Source organism: Duganella fentianensis, assembly GCF_964031615.1.
GTDB lineage: Bacteria > Pseudomonadota > Gammaproteobacteria > Burkholderiales > Burkholderiaceae_D > Rugamonas > Rugamonas fentianensis_A.
Genome location: NZ_CAXIQN010000023.1, coordinates 133,313 through 158,254, shown reverse-complemented (window position 1 = coordinate 158,254; position 24,942 = coordinate 133,313). Strand labels below are relative to the sequence as shown.

Annotated in this window: 20 protein-coding genes and 1 tRNA gene; 10 read left to right on the top strand and 11 right to left on the bottom strand. The window is 60.2% G+C overall.

All coding sequences use genetic code 11. The features are described from left to right. Positions 1 to 41: 41 nt before the first annotated feature. The gene (locus ABNT42_RS21220; protein ID WP_348700417.1) at positions 42 to 1,487 is read right to left on the bottom strand and encodes a S41 family peptidase; all 1,446 of its coding nucleotides are present in this window, start codon (positions 1,485 to 1,487) and stop codon (positions 42 to 44) included. 482 nt (positions 1,488 to 1,969) lie between these two features. On the opposite strand from ABNT42_RS21220, the gene ABNT42_RS21215 reads away from it, so the two are divergent. From ABNT42_RS21215 to ABNT42_RS21190, 6 genes are all read left to right on the top strand, one after another. Next, complete coding sequence (locus ABNT42_RS21215; RefSeq protein ID WP_348700416.1) at positions 1,970 to 2,536, top strand: hypothetical protein; 567 nt, start codon at positions 1,970 to 1,972, stop codon at positions 2,534 to 2,536. Positions 2,537 to 2,649: 113 nt separating this feature from the next. After that, positions 2,650 to 4,869, top strand: a complete 2,220-nt coding sequence (locus ABNT42_RS21210) for a TonB-dependent receptor (RefSeq protein ID WP_348700414.1) — start codon at positions 2,650 to 2,652, stop codon at positions 4,867 to 4,869. A gap of 54 nt (positions 4,870 to 4,923) precedes the next feature. Beyond that, positions 4,924 to 6,915: a M13 family metallopeptidase gene (locus tag ABNT42_RS21205; protein ID WP_348700472.1), complete on the top strand. Its 1,992-nt coding sequence runs from the start codon at positions 4,924 to 4,926 to the stop codon at positions 6,913 to 6,915. A 137-nt stretch (positions 6,916 to 7,052) separates the two neighbouring features. Further along, positions 7,053 to 9,053 carry a M13 family metallopeptidase gene (locus ABNT42_RS21200; RefSeq protein WP_348700470.1) on the top strand — a complete coding sequence of 667 codons (2,001 nt, stop codon included), beginning with the start codon at positions 7,053 to 7,055 and terminating at the stop codon, positions 9,051 to 9,053. Positions 9,054 to 9,144: 91 nt separating this feature from the next. Then, positions 9,145 to 11,211, top strand: coding sequence for a M13-type metalloendopeptidase (locus ABNT42_RS21195; RefSeq protein WP_348700412.1), 2,067 nt, complete (start codon positions 9,145 to 9,147; stop codon positions 11,209 to 11,211). Positions 11,212 to 11,314: 103 nt separating this feature from the next. Then, positions 11,315 to 11,866 carry a hypothetical protein gene (locus ABNT42_RS21190; RefSeq protein WP_348700411.1) on the top strand — a complete coding sequence of 184 codons (552 nt, stop codon included), beginning with the start codon at positions 11,315 to 11,317 and terminating at the stop codon, positions 11,864 to 11,866. Between the two features lie 72 nt (positions 11,867 to 11,938). Here ABNT42_RS21190 and ABNT42_RS21185 read toward each other — a convergent pair whose 3' ends face one another. Further along, the gene (locus ABNT42_RS21185) at positions 11,939 to 12,466 is read right to left on the bottom strand and encodes a c-type cytochrome (RefSeq protein WP_348700410.1); all 528 of its coding nucleotides are present in this window, start codon (positions 12,464 to 12,466) and stop codon (positions 11,939 to 11,941) included. A 200-nt stretch (positions 12,467 to 12,666) separates the two neighbouring features. Between ABNT42_RS21185 and ABNT42_RS21180 the strand changes: the two genes are divergently transcribed. Next, positions 12,667 to 12,742: transfer RNA gene (locus tag ABNT42_RS21180), tRNA-Arg, on the top strand. A gap of 282 nt (positions 12,743 to 13,024) precedes the next feature. On the opposite strand, the gene ABNT42_RS21175 is transcribed toward ABNT42_RS21180, so the two are convergent. The 9 genes from ABNT42_RS21175 to ABNT42_RS21135 form a co-directional block, all read right to left on the bottom strand. Further along, a complete protein-coding gene (locus ABNT42_RS21175) occupies positions 13,025 to 14,278 on the bottom strand; it encodes an MFS transporter (RefSeq protein WP_348700408.1) in 1,254 nt (417 codons plus the stop codon). Positions 14,279 to 14,392: 114 nt separating this feature from the next. Further along, positions 14,393 to 15,070, bottom strand: a complete 678-nt coding sequence (locus tag ABNT42_RS21170; protein ID WP_348700406.1) for a type 1 glutamine amidotransferase domain-containing protein — start codon at positions 15,068 to 15,070, stop codon at positions 14,393 to 14,395. A gap of 52 nt (positions 15,071 to 15,122) precedes the next feature. Further along, positions 15,123 to 16,280, bottom strand: coding sequence for an iron-containing alcohol dehydrogenase (locus ABNT42_RS21165; RefSeq protein WP_348700405.1), 1,158 nt, complete (start codon positions 16,278 to 16,280; stop codon positions 15,123 to 15,125). A 95-nt stretch (positions 16,281 to 16,375) separates the two neighbouring features. Beyond that, entirely contained in the window at positions 16,376 to 16,996 is a 621-nt protein-coding gene (locus ABNT42_RS21160; protein WP_348700404.1) for a TetR/AcrR family transcriptional regulator, read from the bottom strand. 71 nt (positions 16,997 to 17,067) lie between these two features. Continuing rightward, positions 17,068 to 17,427, bottom strand: a complete 360-nt coding sequence (locus ABNT42_RS21155; RefSeq protein WP_348700402.1) for an EF-hand domain-containing protein — start codon at positions 17,425 to 17,427, stop codon at positions 17,068 to 17,070. A gap of 193 nt (positions 17,428 to 17,620) precedes the next feature. After that, positions 17,621 to 18,100: a nucleoside deaminase gene (locus ABNT42_RS21150; protein ID WP_348700400.1), complete on the bottom strand. Its 480-nt coding sequence runs from the start codon at positions 18,098 to 18,100 to the stop codon at positions 17,621 to 17,623. Between the two features lie 87 nt (positions 18,101 to 18,187). Beyond that, positions 18,188 to 19,267 carry a BMP family ABC transporter substrate-binding protein gene (locus ABNT42_RS21145; protein WP_348700468.1) on the bottom strand — a complete coding sequence of 360 codons (1,080 nt, stop codon included), beginning with the start codon at positions 19,265 to 19,267 and terminating at the stop codon, positions 18,188 to 18,190. A gap of 52 nt (positions 19,268 to 19,319) precedes the next feature. Further along, a complete protein-coding gene (locus ABNT42_RS21140) occupies positions 19,320 to 20,174 on the bottom strand; it encodes an outer envelope protein (protein ID WP_348700398.1) in 855 nt (284 codons plus the stop codon). Between the two features lie 105 nt (positions 20,175 to 20,279). After that, positions 20,280 to 20,987, bottom strand: coding sequence for a GntR family transcriptional regulator (locus tag ABNT42_RS21135; RefSeq protein WP_348700397.1), 708 nt, complete (start codon positions 20,985 to 20,987; stop codon positions 20,280 to 20,282). A 273-nt stretch (positions 20,988 to 21,260) separates the two neighbouring features. Here ABNT42_RS21135 and ABNT42_RS21130 point away from each other — a divergent pair, with 273 nt between their 5' ends. The 3 genes from ABNT42_RS21130 to ABNT42_RS21120 are packed head-to-tail and all read left to right on the top strand — an operon-like array spanning position 21,261 to position 24,806. Further along, positions 21,261 to 22,808 carry an ABC transporter ATP-binding protein gene (locus ABNT42_RS21130; RefSeq protein WP_348700395.1) on the top strand — a complete coding sequence of 516 codons (1,548 nt, stop codon included), beginning with the start codon at positions 21,261 to 21,263 and terminating at the stop codon, positions 22,806 to 22,808. Then, positions 22,795 to 23,883 (top strand): ABC transporter permease, encoded by a 1,089-nt coding sequence (locus ABNT42_RS21125; RefSeq protein WP_348700393.1) that lies wholly within the window; start codon positions 22,795 to 22,797, stop codon positions 23,881 to 23,883. Before ABNT42_RS21130 ends, ABNT42_RS21125 begins: the two co-directional genes overlap by 14 nt. Then, complete coding sequence (locus tag ABNT42_RS21120) at positions 23,883 to 24,806, top strand: ABC transporter permease (protein WP_348700391.1); 924 nt, start codon at positions 23,883 to 23,885, stop codon at positions 24,804 to 24,806. The genes ABNT42_RS21125 and ABNT42_RS21120 overlap by 1 nt, the downstream gene beginning before the upstream one ends. The last annotated feature ends 136 nt before the right edge of the window (positions 24,807 to 24,942 follow it).

Genomic DNA, 24,942 nt, shown 5'->3' with positions numbered 1-24,942 from the left:
GCCGCCGTTCCAGCCGTTGTTATTCAGACTTTATCCGGGCCTTATTTGCCGCTGGGAGAGCCGCCGGACAGTGCAGCCGCCTGCACCACGCGGGTCTCCGGCTTGGCCATCTGCACGGGCAAGCCCTTCAGATGATTGAGCGCCTGCTGCAGCTGGAAGTCGTCGCCGCTGCCGTATTCGAGCGGCTTGCGTTTTTTCTCCTGCGCCACCAGCCGCAACTGTTCTTCCGGTTCCTCGCGGCGCGCGCGTACACCTTCTTGATCGCGGTCATTAGCCAGATGCTTGTCCAGATCCGCTTCGCGCGGACGTAGTGCATTCAGGCCATCGCCATCGGCATATTCGTCCACGGCCACATCGGGCACGATGCCCTTGGCCTGGATCGAGCGACCATTCGGCGTGTAGTAGCGCGCTGTGGTCAGTTTGACGGCCGTGTCAGCGGTGAGCTGGCGTATGGTCTGCACGCTGCCCTTGCCGAAAGTCTGGCTGCCGATGATCTGGGCGCGTTTGTAATCCTGCAGGGCGCCGGCGACGATTTCCGAGGCCGAAGCGGAACCGCTGTTGACCAGCACGGCGAGCGGAATCTGCTTGATGGCGGCGGGCAGTTTGGCCAACGCATCGCTTTCGTTATGCACCGCATAGTATTCGGGGCGGCCATAGAAAATCTGGCGCGACTCGGACAGCTGGCCATTGGTGGAAACGATGGCCGCATCTTTCGGCAGGAAGGCGGCCGCCACTCCGATAGCGCCTTGCAGCACGCCGCCCGGATCGTTGCGCAGATCGAGCACCAGCCCTTTCAGATGGGGGTCCTGCTTGTACAGTTCGGTGATCTTGGCTGCCAGATCGTCCACCGTAGGGTCCTGGAACTGGGCGATGCGTAGCCAGGCATAGCCGGGCTCGATGATTTTGCCTTTCACGCTTTTTTGCTGGATTTCTTCGCGCGTCAGATGGAATACCAGCGGCTCCGGCTCGCCCTTGCGCAGCACCGTCAGACTGACTTTGCTGTGTGGCTCGCCGCGCATTTTCTTCACCGAGTCCTCCAGACTCAAGCCTTTGACGGCGGTGTTATCAAGCCGGCTGATCAGATCGCCTGGTTTGATACCGGCACGCCATGCGGGCGAATCCTCGATGGGGGCGACGATTTTGATATAGCCGTCTTCGCTCTCGCCGATCTCGATGCCGAGGCCGACGAACTTGCCTTGCGAACCTTCGCGCAGTTCGGCGTAGGCGCGTTTATCGAGGTAGGCGGAATGGGGATCGAGCGAGGCCACCATGCCGGAGATGGCCTCCGTCAGCAGCTTCTTGTCATCGACTTTTTCCACATAGTCGGATTTGATCAGGCCGTATACATCGGCCAGCTGGCGCAATTCTTCCAGCGGCAGGGGTTGATCGGCCGGCTTTTGCGCCATGGCCGAGAATTGCAGCGACACGGCGATGCCGGCCACCACGCCGAGGCCGATCAGGCCGGTATTCTTGAGTTTCTTACCCATATTGCCACCTATCTAATATTGCAGATCGCCGTGGCCGCCCTTGGATATTCGCGGCAACGTACTGAATTCAGTATAAACCTGATTTTCGGAAAGCGTTCTAGCCGTCACGAAATGATTTATACCTTTACGCGGATTTACCACTACCCCGCTTGACAAAGGCAGTGTGCCAGCAGGGGCGGGCTGCCTGAAAAATTTGCAGTTTCTCGCAGCTTGTATAGAAGGCGTAAAGGTCGGTAAGTAAATGTAAGAAGCCCTTCCGGCGCTGCAAAACGCGGCCTACACTGAACTCGTATTTCTCTCTACCCTGAAGTGGTTTTTCGCCTGCGCCCCAAGCGCAGGCTTTTTTTTAACTGGGGTCAGGTCGGGCAAGATGCAGGGGTCAGGTCGGGCAAAGTGCAGTTTTTGAGAAAACTCAAAGAACGCACCAACGCCCGACCTGACCCCTGCACTTTGCCCGACCTGACCCCCATGAAGGAGTTTGTATGCGGAGATTTTTGGTGGCGCTGGTGCTGGGGGGGATGCTGGCCTCGGCGTGGGCTTTGCCTGCTATGGAAATGCGCGCCGAGGATTATTTGCCGATGGCGGCGGAGCTTAAGAAGTCGCTCAATCTGAACGGCAATCAGCAGATTCTGTGGCAGCAGACGGAGAGCAAGACCCGTAATCTGCTGCGCGAACGCCAGAGCCGCCGCGAGCAGATGCAGGCCGCGCTGCAGGAAGGGCTGAAGGGGGCGAATGTGGAATTGCGCGATCTGGCCAAGGCGGTGGAAGCAGAAGCAGTTACCGCCGCGAATGAGGAAAAGCTGCTGCGTGAATGGTGGTTGACGGTCAATGACGCATTGAGCGAAGGCCAGCGCCAGACGGTGGTGCAACTGGTGGCCGAGCAGTTGCTGCGCGTGCCCGAGCATGGCGCTGCCGGTGGCGGTCCCCGTCGCGAAGAAGGCGGGGAAGGGCGCCATGGCGGTGGCCGCCGTGGTGGCGGAGGCGGGGCCAGCATCAGCGGGCCCGGTGGTAGCAGCTTGAACCTGCCTATGCCCGGTGGTGGCGGTTGAGAAATAGCTGAACAAAATTTGAGCACTGCCGCTGCCCGCGGCTGTGTATCGTAAAGTAACATTCTGCGGCTGGCCGTGTTTGTCCGTAGGGGTGTCGGTAAAATAGCGCCCCTATGAGCAAACTGATTCCTTACGCCTGTATGGCACTGCTGGGCGCGTCCAATGCGATCGCGCAAAACCAACTGGACGGCTCCGCCAGCAAGCCGCCGCTGGGCCCCGACGGTAAACCTGTGCAGCAGGTCAATGTCACGGGCGGGCGCGCCAGCGATATCGATGAGCGCCGCAATTCCGTGGCCGGCAAGCAAATCTTCAGCCGCGAGGAGCTCGACCGCAACGGCGATAGCAATATCGGCGATGTGCTCAAGCGTCTGCCCGGCGTGACTCTGGGCGGCCGTCCCGGCCGTGGTGGCGAGGTGCGCATGCGCGGCATGGGCAATGGTTACACGCAGGTGCTGCTGAATGGCGAGCGCCCACCGGCCGGTTTTTCCATGGAATCGCTGTCGCCCGATCAGGTGGAGCGGGTGGAAATCATGCGCGGCCCCGTGGCCGAGCATAGTGCGCAAGCTATTGCCGGTACCATCAATATCGTGCTGCGCGACGGTTACCAGCAGCGCGATAAGCAGTTCAAGCTGACCGATACCATCGAGCAGGGCCGCCATGCGCCGAATCTGTCGCTGACGGCACCCGGTAAAGTGGGCCAGCTGACCTATCTGCTGTCCGGCTCGCTATTCGAGAATCTGCCGCACGATAACACTCTGACTTACAACCGCGATACCCGCGCCGATGGTGTGGTGGTCAAGGATCAGAACGTGCTGGAGCAGAGCCAGCGTACCGCTTACGGCGTGCATTTCACGCCCCGTCTGTCGTATAAATTCGACGGTGGCGATACGCTCAACTTCCAGCCCTTCATCATGAGCTTCCGCAGCCATGGCGATGCGCGCAGCGATCTGGGCCAGAATACGGGGCTGGTGCCGCCTGCTCTGCAACAGCCGCCGGAATATGTCTCGGCGTTGAGCAAGACGCATTATTCGGGCACCTTTATGCGTGGCTTCGGTAACTGGATCCACAAGCTGGAAGGCGCTTCCAAGCTGGATGTGAAATTCGGCTTCGGCAAAGGCCTCAGCGATAACGACACCCAGCGCGCCCAGTACGATGGCGCGGGCAAGCTGCAGGACAGCTTTACTGATACCTCCTCGGTGCGCGAGCACAGCTTCAATAGCGGCGGCAAATACACCACGCCGCTGGGCCGCAACCACGGTCTGGCTGCGGGCTGGGATGTGGAACTGGGCCACCGCGTGGAAACCAAGGTGTCGGTTGACCAGAACGGCGTGCCCCAGTTTGCCGAGTCGGGCGACAATCTGACCGCCGATAGCCGTCGTCTGGCCCTGTATGCACAGGATGAGTGGGATATTTCGTCGCAGTGGTCGGGCTATGGTGGCCTGCGCTGGGAAGGCATACGCACTACCAGCAGCCGTGCCACAGGCGATATCAATAACAGCAGCAGCGTGTTCAGCCCCTTGCTGCACGCGGTGTACCGCATCCCCGGCAGCGAGAAGGATCAGCTGCGCGCCAGCCTGACCAAGAGCTACAAGGCGGCCAATGTGCAGGATCTGATTGCGCTGCCGTCGATCGCGCGTCTGAACAGCGCTACCCGTCCCGATCGCACGGGTAATCCGAATCTGAAGCCGGAACTGGCCACAGGGCTGGATCTGGCCTATGAACACTATGTGGGCCGCAGCGGCATCATCAGCGCCACCGGCTTTGTGCGCAATATCGATAACCTGATCCGCCGTGTGGTGGCACTGGAAAATACGTCGACGGGGCCGCGCTGGGTGTCGACGCCGCAGAACATCGGCCATGCGCGCACCAAGGGTATCGAGCTGGAGGCCAAATTCCAGCTGCAGGAATTGCTGCAGCAGGGGCCGGCCATCGATCTGCGCGCCAACTATAGCCGCTTCTGGTCCAGTGTGGATGACATTCCCGGCCCGAACAACCATCTGGATGCGCAGCCCAAGCAGACCGCCAATCTGGGCACGGATTACCGCATGAAGGCACTGCCGCTGACGCTGGGCGCGAACGTGAACTGGACCGCGCCAACGCTGGTGCAGAGCAGCCTGACGCAGGAAATTGGCGCTAGCCGCAAGCGTTCCTTCGATATCTACGGCCTGTGGAAAATCGACAGCCTGCAGCAACTGCGGATTTCTGCCAACAACCTGATGGCGGAAAGCGCGCTCGCCAGCAATATCGTCAATATCAACGGGCTGTCACAAGCGGCCTACACCAGCAACCAGACCTATGTGGCCTGGAGCGTTAAATACGAACTGAAGTTCTAACGGAGACCTCAATTGAAAACACGTTTTGTTGTGAGCACGCTGGCCCTGAGTCTGATGGCGGCGTTTGCCAGCGCCCATGATACCGCGCCGATTTCCGGCATCGATACCCAGTTCATCGACCACAGCGTGCGCGTGCAGGATGACTTCTACCAGTACCTGAATGGCACGTGGCTGAAGACCACCGAGATCCCGGAAGATAAATCCAGCTGGGGCACGTTTGCCAAGCTGCGCGACGACGTGCTGCCGCAACTGCGCAGCATCATCGAAGCGGCCGACGCCGACAAGAAGCACAAAGCCGGTAGCGATGCGCAGAAGATCGGTGATCTGTACGCCAGCTATATGGACGAGAAGCAGCTCGACGCGCTGGGCGTGAAACCGCTGGCGGGCGAACTCAATCACATCCGCGGCATCAAGGACAAGAAAGCCTTCCCCCGTCTGATCGCCCACCTGAGCGAAATTGGCGTGAGCACACCTTACGGCATCTATGTGACTCAGGATGCGCGTGCTTCCACCGTGTATGCAGTCGGTATTTCCCAGAGTGGTCTGGGCCTGCCCGACCGTGACTATTATCTGAAAAAAGATGACGCTGAAATGGCTAGCGTGCTGGCCAAGTATCAGGCCCACATCGCCCACATCCTGAAGCTGGCCGGCCATAGCGAACCGGAAGCCAGCGCGAAAGCCATCGTGGCACTGGAAACGGCACTGGCCGAAGTGCAGTGGACCAAGGTGGAGAACCGTGATCCCGTCAAGCGCTACAACAAGATGGGCTTGCAGGAACTGGCCGCGCTGTCGCCCGGTTATGACTGGCAAGGCGCGCTGGCTGCGGCCGGCGTGGCCGGCAAGACCGATTACGTGATCGTCAACCAGCCTAGCTACCTCACCGCGCTCAACAGCGTAATGGAAAAGACCGAGCTGGCCACGTGGAAGGCCTATTTCGAATGGACCCTGCTGCGCCGTGCTTCGCCTTACCTGTCGCACGATTTCGCCGATGCCCATTTCGCCTTCTTCAGCACCGCGCTGACGGGCGTGGCTGTCAAGCCGCCGCGCTGGAAGTCGGCCGTCAGTCTGGTGGAAAGCAGCCTCGGTGAAGTGCTGGGCAAGCTGTATGTAGCGCAGCATTTCCCGCCTGAGCGCAAGGCGCGTATGGAAGTGCTGGTGCAGAACCTGCTGGCTTCCTACAAAACCAGTATCGACACACTAGACTGGATGAGCCCGGAAACCAAGACGGAAGCGCAGGCCAAGCTGGCCAAGTTCACGCCTAAGATCGGCTACCCGAACAAATGGCGCGACTACAGTGCGCTGGCGATCAAGAAGAATGACCTGATCGGTAATGCCATGCGTGCTTCCACCTTCTCCTACCAGCGCATGGTGGAGAAACTGGGCAAGCCGGTTGATCGGGAAGAATGGGGCATGACGCCGCAGACGGTGAATGCGTATTACAACTCGTCCAAGAATGAAATCGTGTTCCCGGCCGCGATATTGCAGCCGCCGTTCTTCGATGCGCGCGCTGATGATGCCGTCAACTATGGCGCTATCGGTGCCGTGATTGGCCACGAAATCAGCCACGGTTTCGATGACAAGGGTAGCCTGTCCGATGGCGACGGCAATTTGCGCGACTGGTGGAGCAAACAGGATCGCGCCAACTTCAAGCTGAAGACGGATGCGCTGGTCAAGCAGTACGACGCTTACAGCCCGGTCAAAGGCTATAACGTCAATGGTGCGCTGACGCTGGGCGAGAACATCGCCGATAACTCCGGTCTGGCCATCGCCTACAAGGCTTACAAGCTGTCGCTGGGTGGCAAACCGGCGCCCGTGATCGACGGTCTGACGGGCGACCAGCGCTTCTACATGGGCTTTGCGCAGGTCTGGCGTGCCAAGGTACGCGACAAGCAGCAGATCGTGCTGATCAAGACCGATCCCCATTCGCCGGGCCAGTTCCGTGCCAATGGCACGCTGGTCAATCAGGCGGGCTTCTATGAAGCTTTCGGCGTGCAACCCGGTGACAAGATGTATGTTGCGCCGGAACAGCGGGTGAACATCTGGTAATCGTTTCCACATAATAAAAAGGCCACGGGGTGACACATACCGTGGCCTTTTTGTTATTGTTCTGCCTTTGTAATCGCTTGCCCAGCAAGCGTCCATCTCAGGAGTCTGCTTTGAAAACCTATCTGTTGAGTGCATTGATGCTGGGCCTGCTGGCCACGGCCGGTGTGCAGGCCCAGCCTAAACTGTCCGGCATCGAGCGTGCTGCGGCTGATACCAGCGTGCGGGCGCAGGATGATTTCTTCCAGCACGTGAATGGCCGCTGGCTGGCGCAGACGGAGATCCCTGCCGACAAGTCGAGCTGGGGCTCGTTCGAAAAACTCGACGACGACACCAAGCCGCAACTGCGCGCCCTGATCGAAGCGGCTGCTAACGACAGCAGCAAGCAGCCCGGTAGCGATGCCCAGCGCATCGGCGATTTCTTCGCCAGCTATATGGATGAAGCGCGGCTGGAACAGTTAGGTCTGACGCCGCTGCAGCCGGAGCTGGAACGGGTGGCAGCGTTGCGCGACAAGGCCCAGTTGCCAGCCCTGTTTGCCCACTACCACCGGCTCGGTGTCACGGCGCCATTCGGCTTCCTGATCCATCAGGACAACAAGGATTCCACCCGCTACGTGGCCGATATCGCGCAGGATGGCCTGAGCCTGCCGGACCGCGATTACTACCTGAAAAAATCCGACCGCAAGATGGCCGATACGCTGGCCAAGTATCAGCAGCATGTGAGCCGTATGCTGGCGCTGGCTGGCAGCACCCAGCCCGATGCCGAAGCACGCAGCATCGTCGCGCTGGAAACCGCGCTGGCCAAGCTGCAGTGGGATAAGGTCGCGCTGCGCGATCCCGTCAAAGCCTACAACAAAGTGCCGCTGGCCCAGTTGTCCAAGCTGGCCCCGGATTTCGACTGGACCACGTGGCTGGCTGATACGGGCATAGGCGGCAAGGTGGATTATGTGATCGTCAGCCAGCCTAGCTTCATCAAGGGCGTGAACCGCCTGCTGCAAACCACCCCGCTGGCCACGTGGCAGGCGTATTTCCGCTGGCAGGTGATCCATGCCCATGCGGCCTATCTGTCGCAGCCGTTCGCGCGCGAGAACTTCGCTTTCTATGGCACGGTGCTGAGCGATGTGAAGGAACAGCAGCCACGCTGGAAGCGTGCCGTGAATGCGACCGATGGCGCACTGGGTGAAAGCTTAGGCAAGCTGTACGTGCAGCAGTATTTCCCGGCCGAGCGCAAAGCCCGCATGGAAGCGCTGGTGCAGAACCTGCTTGCCGCCTTCCAGCAGAGCATCACCACGCTGGACTGGATGAGCCCTGCTACCAAGCAGCAGGCGCAGGATAAACTGTCCAAGTTCATGGTGAAGATCGGCTATCCCGACAAGTGGCGCGACTACTCGGCGCTGGTGGTCAAGGCCGATGATCTGGTGGGCAATGTGCAGCGCTCGCATGCGTTTGAATACGCCAAGGAAGTGAACAAGCTGGGCAAGCCTATCGACCGTGCCGAGTGGGGCATGACGCCGCAGACGGTGAATGCCTATTACAACCCCGAGCTGAACGAAATCGTGTTCCCGGCCGTGATCCTGCAGCCGCCGTTCTTCAATGCGGAGGCGGATGATGCCGTGAACTACGGTGCGATTGGTGCCGTCATCGGCCACGAGATCAGCCACGGCTTCGACGATCAGGGTGCCCAGTACGATGGCGACGGCAATCTGCGCGACTGGTGGACGGCGGCTGATCACAAGAACTTCGCGGCCCGTAGCAAAATGCTGGTCAAGCAGTACAACGCCTTCAGCCCCGTGCCCGGCTACCGCGTGAATGGCGAGCTGACGCTGGGCGAGAACATTGCCGACAATTCCGGCGCGGCGATTGCCTACAAAGCTTACCAGTTGTCACTGCAGGGCCAGCCCGCCCCCGTGATCGACGGCCTGACGGGCGACCAGCGTTTCTACATGGGTTTTGCGCAGGTATGGCGCAGCAAGATCCGCGATGCCCAGCAAATCGTTTATCTCAAATCCGATCCGCACTCGCCGGACCGCTTCCGTGCCAATGGCACGCTGCGTAATCAAGCCGGTTTTTACAACGCTTTTGAAGTAAAACCGGGCGATAAGATGTATTTGGCGCCGAAAGAACGCGTCAATATGTGGTAAGCCTTTATCCGGATGGGGCCGTATGCTATAAAGTTATTCGGCCCATCATCGTGTATCGGCCTCTTTGTTTCCCTATCAAGAAGGATAAAACGTGAAACGTCATCTCGTAAGTGCCCTGACCCTGAGCCTGATCGCGGGTCTCGCAGGTGCTGCCGACAATACCAAAAGTGTTGCTCCGGCAAGTGCCAAAGTTGCTCCTAAAACCCTTGCTTCCGGTATCGCCGTCGAATACATCGACCCAGCTGTCCGTGTGCAGGACGACCTGTTTGCCCACCTGAACGGCAAATGGCTGGCCACCACGGAAATCCCCGCCGACAAATCGAGCTGGGGCAGCTTTGCCAAACTGCGCGATGACATCCAGCCGCAACTGCGCGCGATTATCGAAAACGCCGCCGCCAACCCGTCGGCCGGTGCCGATGCCCAGCGCATTGGCGACCTGTACGCCAGCTTCATGGATGAAGCCCGTCTGGAGCAACTGGGTCTGAGCCCGCTGAAAGGCGAGATGGACAAGATTGCTGCCTTCTCCGACAAGAGCCAGTTGCCAGCGCTGATCGCCCACATGGGTGAAATCGGCGTGTCGGCGCCGTTCGGCTTCGGCATCCATCAGGACAACAAGGATTCCACCAAATACGTGGTCGATCTGGGTCAGGACGGTCTGGGCCTGCCGGATCGCGATTACTACCTGAAAGCCGACGACGCCAAACTGGCGGACGCTCTGGCCAAATACGAACAGCACATCGGCAAGATGCTGGCGCTGGCCGGCGACGCCAACAGCGCTGCGACCGCCAAACAGATCGTCGCATTCGAAACCGAACTGGCCAAGCTGCAATGGACCAAAGTGGAACTGCGTGATCCGGTCAAAGCCTACAACAAGGTGGATATTGCCAAGCTGGCCGAAGTGGCACCGGGCTACGACTGGGATGCTTACCTGAAAGCTGCCGGCATCGCCGGCAAGGTCAATTATGTGATCGTTGGCCAGCCTAGCTACCTGAAAGGCATGACGGCCCTGCTGGCCGCAACGCCAGTCGATACGCTGAAAGCCTACTTCCAGTGGCAACTGGTACGCGCAGGTGCACCTTACCTGAGCAAAGCTTTCGTGGATGAAAACTTTGCCTTCTATGGCACCGTATTGAGCGGCGTAACGGAAATGCGTCCACGCTGGAAGCGTGCTGTCTCGACCACCGAAGGCGCACTGGGTGAATCCGTAGGTAAGCTGTATGTCGAGAAATACTTCCCGGCCGAGCGTAAAGCCCGCATGGAAGTGCTGGTGAAAAACCTGCTGGCTGCCTACAAGACCAGTATCGACAAGCTGGACTGGATGAGCCCGACCACCAAGAAGCAGGCGCAAGCCAAGCTGGCCAAGTTCACCACCAAGATCGGCTACCCTAACCACTGGCGCGATTACTCCAAGCTGGTGATCGCCAAGGATGATCTGGTCGGTAACATGATGCGTTCGCGCCAGTTCGAATACAACAAGGAACTGAACAAGCTGGGCAAGCCGATCGACCGCGAAGAGTGGGGCATGACGCCACAGACCGTGAACGCCTACTACAATCCGGAAATGAACGAAATCGTGTTCCCTGCATCGATCCTGCAGGCACCGTTCTTCAATGCGGATGCGGATGATGCCGTCAACTACGGCGCCATCGGCGGCGTTATCGGCCACGAAATCAGCCACGGCTTCGACGATCAGGGCGCCCAGTACGATGGCGACGGCAATCTGCGCGACTGGTGGACGGCTGCCGACCACAAGAACTTCGCGGCTAAAACCAAGATGCTGGTCGAGCAGTACAACCAGTTCAGCCCGCTGCCTGGCTATAACGTCAACGGCGAACTGACCCTGGGCGAGAACATTGCCGATAACAGCGGTGTGGCAATTGCCTACAAAGCTTACAAGCTGTCGCTGAAGGGCAAGAAAGCTCCGGTGATTGACGGCCTGACGGGTGATCAGCGCTTCTACATGGGCTTTGCTCAGGTATGGCGTATGAAAATGCGTGAAGCCCAGCAGATCGTGCAGATCAAGACCGATCCGCACTCGCCGGGTAAATTCCGCGCCAACGGTACCATGCGCAACCAGCCGGGCTTCTACGACGCTTTCGATGTGAAACCGGGCGACAAGATGTATCTGGCACCGAAAGACCGCGTGATCATGTGGTAAGTAGGCATTAGCCGGCTTAGCATGTAAGGAGGGCCGCAGTGATGCGGCCCTTTTTTATTGTGCGGTACACTAGCGGCTTGATTATCAAGGAAGTTGCTGAACCATGCGTTACGTTGTTCCCGCTTTAGCTGCCGTATTGCTGTCCGGTTGCGGTGATAGTTTTACGCCCGTCGATCTGTATATGGCGAAAACGCCGGAATGCCGCGACTGGCAGGAAGGCTCGCGCTACAACCTGCCGCGCGGGATTAGCGTTTCTACCTCGCCGCCGCAGGTGCAGGCTGACGGCAGTACCGAGTTCACCTTTGTGTATCTGGTGCCGCGTGGTCAGCGCGCGCTGTTTCTGAGCCGTGAATATCTGGTGACAGCACCCAAGGGCCCCGTGCTGGCCAAGGCCGAACTGGTCAGCTTTTACCAGCGCGCCACCAATTCGCGTGCCGAGATCGTTGATGTGATTCCTAAGGTGCCGGACATGCTGGTGGCGGGGGCCACGGGCGATGAAACCATCTGGCGTGTGCGTCTGCGCGTGAAGGAAAAGCTGCCCGAGCGTTTCGACGTGCAGCCGCCCGCGTTCGAGATTGCCCTGAGTAAGTACCCGATGCGTACCTTCACCTACCGCTATTTCGCCGAGCGTAAAGGCCCGGGCCTGTGTAGTTAAGGCAGCGGCAAGACGAAAAAAAACCGGCTCGCAAGCCGGTTTTTTTTGCGCGCGGTGGTCGCGCTAATGTACTTATTTGGCTTCGGCAGCCGCTGGTGCTTCCGGCTCTTTGAACTTGCCACCAGCAGAGTTGCCCATGTAGGCCACGGCGCGGGCGATTTCCACGTCGGCCAGTTCAGGATTGCCGCCTTTGGCTGGCATGGCGCGCAGACCTTCGTTGGCGTGTTTAACCAGCGTATCGAAACCTTGAGCAATACGGGCACCCCATGCGCCTGCGTCGCCGAACTTCGGTGCACCGGCTGCGCCGCTGCCGTGGCAGGCTGCGCATGTGGAGGTGTAGATGGCTTCGCCCGATTGCAGCACTTTAGGACCGCTAGCATCTTTCAGCGTGAAGCCATTGTCGGCGACAGGGGCTAGACGGGCAGCGATCTCATCCGGTTCCTGGCTGTTAGAACCACGGCCGGTCAGCTTGTCGGTGGTGACATACTGAACCAGCAGGACGATACCGAGGATGACTACGGCGAAGAAGCCGATAACAGCAGCGATCAGCTGCTTAGGCGTTTTGATGGCGGATTCGTGTTCGTTATGTGCGTCGCTCATGATTTCCTTAACAGACTGATTTGAGAGTCGGATGGGGGTGAGAAGATCAACCTACAGCCGAGCAAAGGCTCTACTTGATCGGCGATTATAGACTCAAAAATGCCTGCTAGGAAACGAGTTAGCGCGCAAAACGACACTTTCCATGGACGCAGAACGAATAAAACGGTATCCTACGGCACACTTCAGAAATCCCCTCCAGCGCGGCTGTAGCTCAGTGGATAGAGTATTGGCCTCCGAAGCCAAGGGTCGTGGGTTCGATCCCCGCCAGCCGCACCAGAAAATTCCCTTAATTTCAATCACTTAGCTAAAGTCTGGCAGGATTTCGCACGGCTATTTGACGCCGCTACCGGCTGCTTACGATGATCTAGCGGATGATGGATTCTGTTGCTGCAAGCGGGCGATTCGATGCTGCTTCGCAGCATTCGATATCTCACAAATGAATTATTTGCCCTCCAGCCAGATCCCATCCCCGTCGTCAATTTGCGCTGCCAATATTTTGACTTGCGTCAAAAATTGCGCGTCGGGATAGGGCTGGGATATTCGCATCCGTATCGGGATTCACCGCTTTCTATCGCGATTCAGGTAGAGCAGGCCCAGCGTGACGCAGACGAACACGGTGGTGGCGCCCAGCATTGACCAGTGGATGCCTACTTTGCTGCCGATCAGGCCGACGAATATCCCGCTGAATAGACGCAGGCCGGAGGAGGACATGCCGAACAGTCCCAGTACCTTGCCACGGATAGCGTCCGGCGCGTTCATCTGCACGATGGTCTGGTTCATGCTGCTGAAAGACAGTTCGCAGAAGCCCGCCGCAAACAGGCAGACCAGTGCCACCACATAGTTGTGCGTCATGGCGAAGCTGCCCAGCGCCACTGCCCATGCGATGGCGAAGCCCATGGCCGCCGTCGGCGTAACGCGCGTGAAGCGCATGCCTGCTTCCAGCGTAATGCCGGCAAACAGGGCGCCGGCCGCATCGGCGGCCAGCAGCATGGAATAGGCCACACCGGGCGAGATGCCGCCCAGCGCGCTGGCAAAGCCCGGCATCTGCGCCTGATAGCTGTTGCCGACGAAGAAGGAGGCTGCGCCGGACAGCAAGATCATCACGCCCAGCGTAGGAATTTTTTTCACGGCGACGATGGTTTGCCAGATATCGGCCAGTCCGTTGACGCGGCGTGCAGCCGATTGTTCTAGACGTTTGCCCCGATGCGGTGCCGGTGCTCGTATCAGCCAGATCAGCAGCGGCAGGTACAGCGCGGCATTCAGCAGAATGCCCTTGGAGGGGCCCAGTGTGGCCATGATCAGGCTGCCTACGCCCGGCCCTACCAGCACGCCGAAGTAGCGCGCGGTGGAGTTGAGCCGCACGGCGCTGGCCAGTTTGTCGACGCCGACGATGTCGTACAGCAGCACCTGACTGGACGTCATCCAGAACACACCGGCCAGTCCGTGCAGCACCAGCAGGATCATGGCGGCCGGTATGGTCAGGGTATCGGTGATGAAGAAATAGCCCCAGCCCAGCGAGACGATGGCAAACAGGGCGCCGCCTATCTGTATCAGGCGGCGCGAATCGTAGCGGTCATTCAGTGCACCCACGCCCACCGAGAACAGCAGATACGGCAGCCAGTGCGAGATCACGGCGAAGCCGCCCAGTGTGGGCGACTGGAATTTTTCGAAAGCTACCCAGTAGCTGATTACGTGTTCGACGTTATCCGCCATCATGGTCAGCACGAAGGTGGCGACGAAGATAGGGAAGCTGGGGATTTTTAATGCTTCAAAAGCCTGATGCTTGGCTGCTGGCGTGCTGTTCTGGGACATAGATTTCGCTTCGTTGTAAAACGCGGCACGGGGCGCCGCTACCGGCCAGCGTTGCGCTGGCCGTGAAGACGAATTATGACCCTATTTCGGAATGGCTGCTGAAGCCGGCTCCGTTCAGGCCAGCAGTTTGAGCAGCGCCTCGGCCGCCGCTTCGGACGAAGCCGGATTCTGCCCCGTTACCAGCAGGCCGTCCGTGACCACATACGATTGCCAGTCGGCGACTTTCGAATACTGGGCGCCGTGCTGCTTGAGCATGTCTTCAACGAGGAAGGGCACCACGTTGGTCAGACCCACGGCGTCTTCTTCTGTGTTGGTGAAGCCCGTGACTTGTTTGCCGCGTACCAGCGGTGCGCCGTCGGCGGCTTTGACATGACGCAGCACGCCCGGTGCGTGGCATACGGCGCCGACCGGCTTGCCGGCGGCCAGCATGTCTTCGATCAGTTTGATCGATGCGCGATCTTCGGCCAGATCCCACAGCGGGCCGTGGCCACCCGGATAGAACACGGCGTCGAAGTCGGCCACCTGCATGTCGGCCAGCTTGGCGGTGCTGGCCAGTAGTGCTTGTGCCTGCGTGTCCTGTTTGAAGCGGCGAGTGGCTTCCGTCTGCGATTCCGGCTCGTCGCTTTTCGGGTCCAGCGGCGGCTGGCCGCCCAGCGGCGAAGCCAGCGTGATGTTGGCGCCGGCTGCTTTGAGGGCGTAGTAGGGCGCGGCGAATTCTTCCAGCCAGAAGCCGGTTTTCTTGCCGGTGTTGCCCAGTTGGTCGTGCGAGGTGAGTACCATCAGAATGTTCATATCGTTTCCTTTTCGTGGTGTGAGGTCGTGAGTGGAGTCGGCAGGCTGCCGATTACAGGGCTGCTTCGAGTATGCGGCGGCTACGGGCGAGGTCGATGTCGCGCTGCTCGCCTAATGCGGTCATGCCGTGTGCTTCCAGCTGGCGCAGCACGGCCGCGATGGCTTCCTGTCCCAGACCGTAGGCGGACAGGCGGGTAGGAATGCCCAAGCCTTCGAAGAACTGGCGCGTGCTGGCGATGGCGGCCGTGATGCGTTCGTCTTCGCTACCGCTGCGGATATCCCAGACCCGTGCAGCGTATTGCAGCAGCTTGGCGCGTTTGCTGTCGCGCTGTACGTCCAGCAGGGCAGGCAGTACCAGTGCCAGCGTGCGGGCGTGGTCGATGTCGTACAGGGCAGTCAGTTCGTGGCCTATCATGTGGGTGGCCCAGTCCTGCGGCACACCGGCGCCGATCAGGCCGTTGAGTGCCAGCGTGGCCGTCCACATCAGGTTGGCGCGGGTGGTGTAGTCGTCCGGTGCGGCCACGGCTTGCGGGGCGATTTCGATCAGGGTCTGCAGCAGGCCTTCGGCAAAGCGGTCCTGCACATGGGCCTGTACCGGATAGGTCAGGTACTGTTCGATGGTATGCACATAGGCATCCACCAGTCCGTTGGCGACCTGCTTGGTGGGCAGGGTGAACGTTTTGCTCGGATCGAGCACGGAGAACTGCGGATACAGCAGCACGTTGCGGAATGGCAGTTTGGCGTGGGTGGCTTTGCGCGTGACCACGGCGCCGCTATTCATCTCCGAACCGGTGGCGGGCAGGGTGAGTACCGTACCAATCGGCAGGGCTTGCTTGATATTGCTGCCGCCCTGTTCGGCAATCTCCCATGGCTCGCCGTCATACAGCGCGGCAGCGGCGACAAATTTCGTGCCGTCGATGACGGAACCGCCACCCACGGCCAGCAGGAAGTCCAGCTTTTCAGCGCGTACCAGTTGCACGGCGCGCATCAGGGTTTCATAGCTGGGGTTGGGCTCGATGCCGCCGAATTCCTGCACGCTGCGCTGCCCCAGTGCCTGCCGTACTTCGGCCAGTGTGCCGGTTTTTTCCGCACTGGCACCGCCGTACAGGATCAGCACACGGGCGTGGGCGGGAATCAGCTGGTCGATGCGGCCTACTGTGCCGGCGCCGAACACGATGCGGGTGGGATTGTGGAATTCAAAGTTTTTCATGATGGCTTCCTTTTGTAATAGACCAGTCGTCTAGTATGCGATTCAAAAAAACGCGAGTACCTGCGCACCCGCGTGGCGTGATTCTGTGGTCCGTTTTAGCTGGCTGCTGGCAGTGGTGCTGCAACGGGAGGTAACTGCAATAATTCCATAGTGCTCAGCCAGGCCGACTGCATGGCGCTGGGTTCGCGCCGCAGCTTGGTCAGCATGGCGGCGCCCAGCCACATCTGGTACAGCGTCTGCGCCATGCGGGCCGGATCGGCCACGCGCGCCAGCGAACCATCGGCCATGCCCTGCTCAATGGTAAGGCTTAGGCGTTCGATGATGCGGCTGGTGCCGTCGCGCAGGGCCGTGCGCATGGGTTCGGACATATCCGCCACTTCGCTACTGAGCTTGACCACCAGACAGCGGCAGCCATCGCTATGTTCGCTGCTGTCGGTGAACCAGCTAGCCCAGTAATCCATCAGCCCCTGTGCCGCGGTTTTGCCGCTCTGGCCCAGCAGGCTATCCATTTCGATGCGGTACTGCTGCACGTAATCGGCCAGCATGGCTTCGCCGAACAGCTCCTTGGATTTGAAGTAGTGGTAGAACGAACCCTTGGGCACGTCGGCCGCCGTCAGGATTTCGTTCAGGCCCACTCCCGCGAACCCTTTGCGCGTGATGATGGCTTTGCCCTGATCGAGGATGTGCTGGCGGACGTCGGTGTATTCGGCTTTCATGGACTGCACTATAGCACAATTAGACCAGTCGTCTAGAACTTTTTTGTGCGTGTCAGCGCATGGTGCTGCGCTTAACGCGACCGCGCCTCTTCGCGCCGCTGCATGACATAGGCTTTCAGGTCATCGAAAGTGATATCGCCGCGCTGGCGCGTGTCGATGTGCTCGAAGTTGCGGTTGACGAAGCGCAGGCCGGCTTTGCTGGCTTCTTCGCGGTTCAGGCTGCCGCTGCCGTCCGAATCGGCCTCATCGAAGCGTTTTTTCAGGCGCTGTATGGCACGGTATTGCAGCAGTGCCTTGTCCGGTGCACCTTTATACGGCAGCACTTCCGTCAGGCTGACGGGATTGGTGGCTGGCGCGATCGGTTGGGCCAGTGTCAGGGTAGCGCAGCAGGCCAGCACGGTGGCGGCGGCGGCGTGTAAAAGCGGTTGCATGATGTCCCCTTTGAACGCCGCTTTCAAAGCCCGGCGCGTGGCTGATAACAATACTGTGCAACGATCGGGGGAATTAAGCAACGAAAGACGGTGCTGCGATGCGGCAGTGTTGCTCTGTCGCATCGAAATGGTGAAACCCTGTCATTTCGGCAGAATTGCTGTATTTGCAGGGTTGCTTGAGTGATTTAACTATTTATTTTTGCCAGAAATCGGCATGTGCGCGCCGTGCTTCGTCCTCGCGTAAGGGACCGATCACCTCGGTGGGGCGCTGGCCACGGGCGAACACCTCGCGGCAGGGTAGTGCCAGCGTGGGGTTTTCGGGATCGCTGCCCGTCAGTGCCAGCAGGCTGGTTTCGGACATGCCGTACACCACGCGGCCCACCCCGCTCCAGTAGGTGCCGCCTGCGCACATGGCACAGGGTTCGGCATTGCTGTACAGGGTGGCGCTGGCTAGTTGCTGGGGGCTGTAGCGTTGCGAAGCTTGACGTAGTGCATTCATTTCCGCATGCGCCGTGCGGTCGCTGCTGGAAGCATTCATGGCTTCGGCGATTACCGTGCCGTCGGCCGCCACGACCATGGCGGCAAACGGGTGGTGGCCGGCATCGCGCGAGCGCTGGGCCAGCGCGAATACGCGGCCAAGAAAATCGTGATCCTGTGGGTTAGCGTCAGACATGAGAATTCCGCAAAATGAAACAAGATGCCATAGGTTAGAGGGACGGGCAGCCGCAGTTGGCGACCACCCGTCCCCTCCCCTTAAGGCTTACTTCGGAATGGTGCCTTCCACGCCCTGCACGTAGAAGTTCATCGACAGCAGGTCTTTGAGCGGCACGGCCACACCGGCGGCATAGCGCACGGCACCCGACTGATCCTTGATCGGGCCAGTGAACGGGCTCAGAGTGCCGGCCGTCAGCGCAGCTTTCTTCTCTTCGAAGATCTTGGCCGCATCGGCAGGCACCACGGCGTTCAGCCCCGACATTTTGACCATGCCTTCTTTCAGGCCGCCACGGAATTCGCCGGTTTTCCACTTACCTTCCAGTACGGCTTTGGCGGTTTCGGTGTAGTACGGACCCCAGTTGTTGGTGGCCGCCGTCAGGTGGGCTTTCGGCGCGAACTTGGACATGTCGGAATCCCAGCCGAACGCATACACGCCTTTTTCCTGTGCTACTTGCAGGGTGGCGGGCGAGTCGGTGTTCTGTGCCATCACGTCGGCGCCTTGCGCCACCAGCGTCTCGGCAGCCTGACGTTCTTTGGCCGGGTCGTACCACGAATTGACCCAGATCACCTTGGTCTTGATGGCCGGATTGACGCTTTGCGCGCCCAGCGTGAAGGCATTGATGTTGCGGATCACTTCGGGCACAGGGAAGGAAGCGATGAAGCCCAGCGTCTTGGTCTTGCTCATTTTGCCGGCGATCACGCCGTTCAGATACGCACCTTCGTACAACCGGGTTTCATAGATGCCCATGTTCTTGGCCGTCTTGAAGCCGGTGGCGTGCAGGAATACGACGCCCGGGGTGGACTTGGCCACTTTTTCGGTCGGGTTCATATAGCCGAACGAGGTGGTGAAAATCAGCTTGTTGCCTTCGGCGACCAGCTTGCGGATCACGCGTTCCGCATCGGCGCCTTCCGGCACGTTTTCCACGTAGGTGGTTTTGACTTTGGCGCCCAGTTCCTTTTCCATGGCCAGACGGCCCTGATCGTGCGCATAGGTCCAGCCGGCATCGCCCACCGGGCCGACGTAGACGAAGCCGATTTTCAGCGGTTCGGCAGCATAGGCGGAAGCGGACAGGCCGATGGCGGCAGCGCAGGCGGTGAGGGCGAGCAGAGTGCGACGTTTCATTATTCGGTTTCCTTTAAAGAGTAGCGTTCAGGATGCGGTGTAACTCAGGCTGCGATCAGAAATGGTACTCGGCACGCACCATCGGGGTTTTGGCGGTGGCGCCGGGGTTGTTGGTGTCCGGATTGCCGAACTTGTTTTTCCAGTACTGGTATTCCACGCCCACCTTGAAGGTGTTCTTCGGCGCGCTGACGGCAGCGCTCATGTCGTACATGATCTGCATGTCGATATTGGTTTCGCGCGCGGTGTCGCCACCGAATTCGTTCTTGCCCTTGGTGCCGATGAAGTTGGCAAAGCCTTCGAAGGACAGTGGCACGCCGGCCACTTCGAACGGAATGCCCCATGCGGCCGTCAGCATGGCGTGGGTCTTGTAGGTGTAGCGCGGGGTCTGCACGTGGCTGAAGGTGTTGTACGGTGCATTGCTTTCACGCAGAGCCAGCAGGCTGACGTCGAGGAAGCCCGGCACGTCCAGCATCAGGGTAGGGCCGGCTACCAGCATGCGCTTCTTCGAGTTGTAGCCGGCATCGGTCTTGGTGTTGTAGTCGAAACCAGCGGTGGCACCTACGCCGCGCACGGGACCGAAGGCCAGATTGGCGCCGCTGATCTTGCCCAGATCCAGCGTGTGGCGGTACACGGCATAGGCTTCGTGCGCGCCATCCTTGGCACCGGCCGAGGATGGATCGGCTTCCGACGACAGTAGGAAGTCGACGCTGAAGAAGTTCTTGCCGTATTTGTAGCCGGAGACGCTGGTCAGGTTGAAGATGTTTTTGCTGATGTCCTGATTGTTGAACGGCTCGGCGTATTTAGTACCGTAGCGGTAGCTGAGCGAAGTATCGCTCCAGTCGGCGGCCTGGGCGGCGAAGCTGCTGCAGACCAGCAGGGCGAGGGCGGTACGGCGGGCAAATTGGGACATCAGTGGGCTCCATTCAAGTAAAAATCATATTATTTATACGGTATTGCCTAACACTTCCAAGTGATTCATTAGCAATTTGTGCGCCATGCCGAACTGGCGTACGTTCTAGCAGCCTGCCAGCGCATCGGCCAGGCGGATTTTCTTTTCCTGTGCACCCAGCCGCAGGCGCGCTTCGATTTCCAGCAGGTGGTGCTCGATTAACTGGGTAGCCTGCTGTACTTTGCCCTGTTCGATCAGGCTGGCCAGATCTTGGTGTTCGTCGTTCTCGCACATGCTGGCACCCGGCGGCTCGTACAGTGCGATGATCAGCGAGCAGCGCGACACCAGTTCAGCCATATAGCGCTGCAGCACCTGATTGCCGGCTAGCTGTGCCAGCAGCAGGTGGAATTCGCCGCCCAGCCGTATCCACGCGGCGCGGTCGCCGCTGCGGCGTGCCTGATCTTCCGCTGCCAGTGCGGCGCGAATCTGGCCGATCGAGCTGGCGGTGGCATTGCGGATCACCAGCGGGATGATTTCGCGCTCGATGGCACGGCGCGCGGCGAAAATATCGCGGGCCTGTTCCGGCGTGGGCGAGGCTACGACGGCGCCGCGGTTGGGGCGCAGTTCGATGATGTGTTCATGCGCGAGCCGCAGCAGCGCCTTGCGCACCGTGGTGCGGCTGACCTGATACAGTTCACAGAAGTCGGCTTCGCCCAGATGGGTGCCGGGTGGCAGGCGGTGGCTCATGACAGCGTTGATCACGGCACGATAGATGCGCATGTCGACCGCCGTGGTGCCGCGTTTTGCGCGGTCTGCAGAACCAGTGGATGGCATTGGTGGATTCTCCGTGAGAGTGTGCTCACGCTGGATAAAGCAGGAACCATGCTAGGCAGATTGTGTACACGCTGTCGTGTTAGGGTAGCTGCTATTGTGTACGAAACGACTTTGTTTTGTCCTCATTTCGGACGTGCTGCACGCTGTTGGTGAGGTGGAGTGTCAGATTTGGTGCACACTGGCGTCGATTTAGGGCCGCAAGGCTGTGCTAGCTGTGGCACATTACTTGCCTCTGAAAGGATATCCATTTTGTATACGAAAGAGGAAGTGCCGATGAGCGAGCCGCGCCTGCAATTGCTGGGCATCTCCAAGATCTACCCGTCGGTGGTGGCCAATGATGGCGTCAACCTGACGGTTATGCCGGGCGAGATACACGCCGTGCTGGGCGAGAACGGCGCCGGCAAGAGCACCCTGATGAAAATCATTTACGGCGTGACGCGGCCTGACGATGGCCAGATCATGTGGGAAGGCCGGCAGGTGGAAATCGGCTCGCCGCAGGCTGCGCGCAAGCTGGGCATCGGCATGGTGTTCCAGCACTTTGCCTTATTTGAAACCTTGACGGTGGCCGAGAATATCGCGCTGGCGCTGGACGACAAGGTGACGCCGGCCGAACTGGCGCCACGTATCCGCGCCGTGGCCGAACAGTATGGCTTGCCGCTCGATCCGGCGCGGCTGGTACACAGCATGTCGGTGGGCGAGCGCCAGCGGGTGGAGATCGTGCGCTGTCTGCTGCAGTCGCCACGCTTGCTGATCATGGATGAACCGACTTCCGTGCTCACGCCCGATGCGGTACTGAGTCTGTTCGAATCGCTGCGCCAGCTGGCCGCGCAAGGTGTGAGCATTCTGTACATCAGTCACAAGCTCGATGAAATCCAGTCGCTGTGCGACAAAGCTACCGTGCTGCGTGCGGGGCGCGTGTCCGGCACGGCCAATCCGAAACAGGAAAGCGCCAAATCGCTGGCCGAGCTGATGATAGGACGCGAACTGCCCGTCTGCGTGCATCAGCCGCGCACGCCGGGTGCCGATCTGCTGACGCTGGAATATCTGAACGTGCGTAGCAGCGATCCGTTCGGCACCCACCTGAAGGACATCAGCCTGAAGCTGCGTAGCGGCGAGATCGTCGGCATCGCCGGTATCTCGGGCAATGGCCAGCAGGAGCTGCTCAAGGTGATTTCGGGCGAACGTCTGCTGGCAGTCGATGAAGGCACGATACGCTTTAGCGGCACCGATGTGGGCGCGCTCGATGCGGCCCAGCGGCGTCAGCTGGGGCTGGGATTCGTGCCGGAAGAACGGCTGGGACGCGGTGCCGCGCCTGATATGTCGCTAGCCGATAACGCCCTGCTGACCGGCTATCTGCCCGCAGCGCAGACGGGCATGGTGCGCCATGGCGTGATCCGGCGCGGCGTGGTGCGCGCGTTTGCCCGCAAGGTGATCGAGCGCTTTAACGTCAAGTGCGGCGACGAGCTATCGGCCGCCACCAGCCTGTCCGGCGGCAATCTACAGAAGTTCATCGTCGGCCGCGAAATCGCGCTGGCGCCGAAAGTCATGGTGTTTGCCCAGCCCACGTGGGGCGTGGACATCGGTGCAGCCATGCTGATCCGGCAGGCCATTATCGATATGCGCGATCAGGGCGTGGCCGTGCTGGTGCTGTCGGAGGAGCTGGACGAACTGTTCATGCTGAGCGACCGCATCGCCGTGCTGGCCGATGGCCGTTTGTCCGAAGCCGTGCCCGCCGCCACCACCAGTATTGACCAGATCGGCGTGTGGATGAGCGGCGATTTCAGTTCCCAGCAAGGAGTAGCAGACCATGTCCAGGCTTGAACGCCGTCCCGAACCTTCGCGCCGCATGATGCTGGCCTCACCGCTGCTGGCCGCCGTGGCCATGCTGCTGAGCGGCTCCGTGCTGTTCTTCCTGATGGGGCAGGAGCCGCTGGCGGCCTTCTATGTGTACTTTATCAAACCGTGGACCACGCTGTACGGCGTAGGTGAACTGCTGCTCAAGGCCACGCCGCTGATACTGTGCGGCGTGGGGCTGGCGCTGGGCTTCCGCGCCAACGTCAACAACATCGGTGCCGATGGCCAGCTGACGGTAGGCGCGATTGCGGCCGGCGCGGTGGCGCTGTATTTCGATGAAGTGCAGGCGTGGTGGGTGCTGCCGCTGATGCTGCTGGCCGGTGCGCTGGGCGGTATGCTGTGGGCCGCCATCCCCGCGCTGCTGCGCACCCGCTTCAACACCAACGAGATACTGGTCAGCCTGATGCTGGTGTATGTGTCCTACCACCTGCTCAGCTATCTGGTGCATGGCCCCATGCGCGATCCAGCCGGTTTCAATTTCCCCCAGTCGAAAATGTTCAGCGACGCGGCCACCTTGCCGCTGCTGGTGGAAGGCTTGCGCGTGAATGCCGCGTTCATCCTGTCGCTGCTGGCGGCGCTGGGTGCGTGGTTCTTCTGCAAGCATAGCTTTGCCGGCTACCGCATGCAGGTGAGCGGCATGGCGCCCGCTGCCGCCCTGTACGCGGGCTTTAGCGAGCCGCGCAATGTCTGGCTGGCCTTCATGGTCAGTGGCGCGCTGGCTGGCGTTGCCGGCGTGGGTGAAGTGGCGGGGCCGCTGGGGCAGATGCAGCCGTCTGTCTCGGCCGGCTACGGCTTTGCCGCCATCATCGTGGCCTATGTGGGGCGCTTGCACCCGCTCGGTGTGGTGCTGTCGGCGCTGCTGATGTCGCTGCTCTACATCGGTGGCGAAACGGCGCAGATCGAACTGCAGGTGCCGTCCGCCATCACCGGCATGTTCCAGGGCCTGCTGCTGTTCTACCTGCTGGCGGCCGATCTGTTTATCCATTACCGCTTCAAGCCGCGCGTGCGCCGCCTGCCTGTTACCTCCGGAGAGCAAGCCTGATGAGTACCGAACTGTTAATCGCTTTCCTCGCCAGCACGGCCGGTGCTGCCACGCCGCTGGTGGTGGCCTCGATGGGCGAACTGGTGACCGAGCGCTCCGGCGTGCTGAATCTGGGCATGGAAGGCATGATGCTGGTGGGCGCGGTGGTGGGTTTCGGCGTTACGCTGACGACGGGGCAGATGAGTCTCGGTTTGCTGGCTGCCATGCTGGCGGGGATGGCGATGGCGCTGATTTTCGGTTTTCTGGTGTTGACGCTGCAGACCAATCAGGTGGCGACGGGGCTGGCGCTGACGCTGTTCGGCATCGGCCTGTCGGCCTTCATGGGACGCGGACTGGTGGGCCAGACGGTGGCACCCATGCCGCATCTGGAGTTCCCGTTGCTGTCGCAACTGCCGTTTGTGGGGCCGCTGCTGTTCCGCTTCGACGCCATGGTGTATTTCTCGCTGGCGCTGGCGCTGGCAGTCGCGTATCTGCTGGCGCGCACCCGTCTGGGGCTGTTGATCCGCGCGGTCGGTGAATCGCCGCAGGCGGCCCATGCGATCGGCTATCCCGTGATCGGCCTGCGCTATGGCACGGTGCTGTTTGGCGGTGCGCTGGCAGGGCTGGGCGGCGCCTATCTGTCGCTGGCACTGACGCCGATGTGGGTGGAAGGCATGACGGCGGGACGGGGCTGGATCGCTTTAGCGCAGGTGGTGTTTGCCACCTGGAAGCCGCGCGGCGTGGTGGTGGGGGCCTATCTGTTCGGCGGCGTGACGGTGCTGCAGTTCCACGGGCAGGGCATGGGACTGGCAATTCCGGCCGAGTTCCTGTCCATGCTGCCGTATCTGGCCACCATCATCGTGCTGATGATTATCTGCCGTAATCCGCAGACGATTTTGCTCAACAAGCCTGTTTCGTTGGGGCAAAACTTCAAACCGGACTGATTTTGTTGCGCTGGAAGCACAGAAACATTGTTGTTTAGGACAACGACGGGGAAAAAGTCAGGGGGAGTAGCCTAGACTGAAACAATTGGAGATATTTGATTACCAGTAGTACAGGTAACCTGATAGCCGTGTGTCT

Coding starts and splice junctions, on each gene's coding strand:
- ABNT42_RS21200 (WP_348700470.1), top strand. CDS start 7,053: ATGCTGGGCCTGCTGGCCACGGCCGGTGTGCAGGCCCAGCCTAAACTG.
- ABNT42_RS21135 (WP_348700397.1), bottom strand. CDS start 20,987: ATGCCATCCACTGGTTCTGCAGACCGCGCAAAACGCGGCACCACGGCG.
- ABNT42_RS21210 (WP_348700414.1), top strand. CDS start 2,650: ATGAGCAAACTGATTCCTTACGCCTGTATGGCACTGCTGGGCGCGTCC.
- ABNT42_RS21165 (WP_348700405.1), bottom strand. CDS start 16,280: ATGAAAAACTTTGAATTCCACAATCCCACCCGCATCGTGTTCGGCGCC.
- ABNT42_RS21130 (WP_348700395.1), top strand. CDS start 21,261: ATGAGCGAGCCGCGCCTGCAATTGCTGGGCATCTCCAAGATCTACCCG.
- ABNT42_RS21185 (WP_348700410.1), bottom strand. CDS start 12,466: ATGAGCGACGCACATAACGAACACGAATCCGCCATCAAAACGCCTAAG.
- ABNT42_RS21150 (WP_348700400.1), bottom strand. CDS start 18,100: ATGTCTGACGCTAACCCACAGGATCACGATTTTCTTGGCCGCGTATTC.
- ABNT42_RS21190 (WP_348700411.1), top strand. CDS start 11,315: ATGCGTTACGTTGTTCCCGCTTTAGCTGCCGTATTGCTGTCCGGTTGC.
- ABNT42_RS21220 (WP_348700417.1), bottom strand. CDS start 1,487: ATGGGTAAGAAACTCAAGAATACCGGCCTGATCGGCCTCGGCGTGGTG.
- ABNT42_RS21205 (WP_348700472.1), top strand. CDS start 4,924: ATGGCGGCGTTTGCCAGCGCCCATGATACCGCGCCGATTTCCGGCATC.
- ABNT42_RS21120 (WP_348700391.1), top strand. CDS start 23,883: ATGAGTACCGAACTGTTAATCGCTTTCCTCGCCAGCACGGCCGGTGCT.
- ABNT42_RS21140 (WP_348700398.1), bottom strand. CDS start 20,174: ATGTCCCAATTTGCCCGCCGTACCGCCCTCGCCCTGCTGGTCTGCAGC.
- ABNT42_RS21215 (WP_348700416.1), top strand. CDS start 1,970: ATGCGGAGATTTTTGGTGGCGCTGGTGCTGGGGGGGATGCTGGCCTCG.
- ABNT42_RS21155 (WP_348700402.1), bottom strand. CDS start 17,427: ATGCAACCGCTTTTACACGCCGCCGCCGCCACCGTGCTGGCCTGCTGC.
- ABNT42_RS21170 (WP_348700406.1), bottom strand. CDS start 15,070: ATGAACATTCTGATGGTACTCACCTCGCACGACCAACTGGGCAACACC.
- ABNT42_RS21175 (WP_348700408.1), bottom strand. CDS start 14,278: ATGTCCCAGAACAGCACGCCAGCAGCCAAGCATCAGGCTTTTGAAGCA.
- ABNT42_RS21125 (WP_348700393.1), top strand. CDS start 22,795: ATGTCCAGGCTTGAACGCCGTCCCGAACCTTCGCGCCGCATGATGCTG.
- ABNT42_RS21160 (WP_348700404.1), bottom strand. CDS start 16,996: ATGAAAGCCGAATACACCGACGTCCGCCAGCACATCCTCGATCAGGGC.